1 protein-coding gene is annotated in these 2312 nt (G+C 39.8%); it reads left to right on the top strand.

What is annotated here, in order from left to right:
• Positions 1–2312: Ig-like domain-containing protein (locus RB298_RS04285; RefSeq protein WP_486045956.1), on the top strand; the 2312-nt coding region annotated here is incomplete at both ends.

Here is a 2312-nt window from a genome sequence, read left to right on the forward strand (position 1 = left end):
TGCTTGTTCTCTATAGGAAATTACGCAACGCCTGCAAAGGCACAGATTGCAGATGGAAGAATAGAAGATTTAATCTCCTTTACACTGGCAGAAAAAACGGTATTAATTCCTAATTATCAAACAATTACGATGAAATTTGATTCAAATAGTGGGATTCGTCAAGTATACGTTAATTATAAGGTTCCTGCTGGAGGATATATGCAAATTTCTCTGGGGAACAATGGAAACGGTGTTTATGAGGGGACAATTGGAAGTTTTTTTAGTAAGGAAGGGGACTGGAAAGTTTCTTCTATATGGGTTGAGTATAGCGATGGTCGTTTCAGCATGTATGATGACGTAGAAGAAGGAGGGTTGTATGAGTTAGACGAAGGGAATTTCAAGACCACATCTTATCCAGATACTGCTGGGCCAATTTTTAATGGAATTAATGCTAGTAGTAAAAGAGTTAATTTATATGATTCAGTGAATGTCATTGTCAATGCATATGACGATTATAGCGAAATAAAACGTGTGAGTGTCCAATATAAGATACCTCAAGGTGGATATGTCTCTTTTGAGGGTACTAATATAGGAAGTAATCAATTTAAGCTTCAAAATTTATATTTAGCTACATATGGGTATATGGGGTTAGGGGAGTTTGAATGTGTATCTGTCACGTTAACCGATAAATTTGATAACCAGACTTTTTTGTATGATTATGGAGATAATTTTGGGAATGCAGATTTAAACGGAGGAGATTTCACAGTAGCAGAGCGGGATGTCACTGCACCGTTCAAGCCAACCGTTTATGATATTGGAGATCAGGACTCGCTGGTGCAAGGTTTTGCAGAAGATTACGCAACGGTCACAGCTAAAATTGAAGGGAATGTAATAGAAACTACACAAGCGCAATCTGGTGGGTGGTTTTATATGTATATTCCTCGTCAACAAGCAGGAACAAAAATAACATTTATAGCTACAGACGAAGCTGGCAACGAAAGTGAGCAAACAGAAGTCACTGTTCAAGATCGAACGCCACCATCTGCTCCTGAAGTATATACGGTAACAGATCAAGATACAGTGGTTGCTGGTACAGCAGAAGCAGGGGCTACTATTAGAGTCACAGGAGAAATAAACACTTATGAAGGAACGGCCGATAGCCAAGGTTCATTCCAAGTGAAAATAGATCGTCAAAGAAGTCTTTCTTCTTTAGACGTAATAGCGATTGACAGTACAGGAAACCAAAGTGAACGAACGGTTGTAACGGTAAATGATAAGACAGCGCCGCCTACACCGAGTGTTAATTTAGTCACTGATCGAGACACTACGGTTACTGGAACAGCAGAAGCCGGGTCATCTGTTAGTGTAAAAGCAGGAAATACATCAATTGGCAATGGAGTAGCAAATGAAAATGGTAGTTTTACAGTTTCTATTGCGAAACAAAAAGCGGGAAGCAAACTTGCGGTAACAGCTAAAGATGCTTACGAAAATACGAGCGGAGAAGCTCAAGTTATTGTACAGGATAAAACCGCACCAGCAGCTCCAAAAGTAAATGCCGTTAGCGATTCTTCCACTGCTGTCACCGGAACAACAGAAAGTAACGCAACGGTTTATGTAAAAGCAGGCAGTAAAGTAGTGGGGAAAAGTAAAGCGACAAGCAAAGGTACGTTTAGTGTGAAAATTCCTAAACAAAAAGCGGGAACAAAATTAAGTATTGTTGTACAAGATGCAGCTAATAACACGAGTAAAGCTGTGGAAATCATTGTCCAAGACAAGACTGCACCAGCAGCACCGCTTGTAAATCCGTTAACGGATCAAGGAGAAACAATAACAGGAACATCCGAGCCAAATGCTTTCATTACAGCAAAGATTGATAGCAAAGTAATTGGCAGTGCAACATCAGACGCAAAAGGCAACTTCTCCATCAAAATAGGAAAGCAGCTAGGAGGAGTAAAAATAGGTGTAACAGCTCGAGATAAAGCGGGGAATAGCAGTACAACAAGTGAAATAGTCGTTGAAGACAAAACACCACCTGTCTCTCCAAAAGTGAATCCTGTAACTGATCAAGATGAGAGTTTAACAGGAACAGCTGAGCCTAATTCTCTTGTCACAGCAAAAGTAGGAACAATAACAATTGGAACAGCTACGGCTAACGATAAAGGCGGTTTTTCCGTACGGGTTAGAAAACAAAAAGCGGGAGCAAAAATCAGTCTATATGCAACAGATAAAGCAAATAACATGAGCTCGACTGTTTATGTAAGTGTTACAGCTAAAAAGAAAGTGCCTTCTGCCCCAAAAGTTAACGAAATAGGAGACAATGCTACGACTATTAC

It is taken from the genome of Priestia sp. BR_2, assembly GCF_041954005.1.
Classification (GTDB): Bacteria; Bacillota; Bacilli; order Paenibacillales; family Paenibacillaceae; genus Paenibacillus_AQ; species Paenibacillus_AQ lautus_A.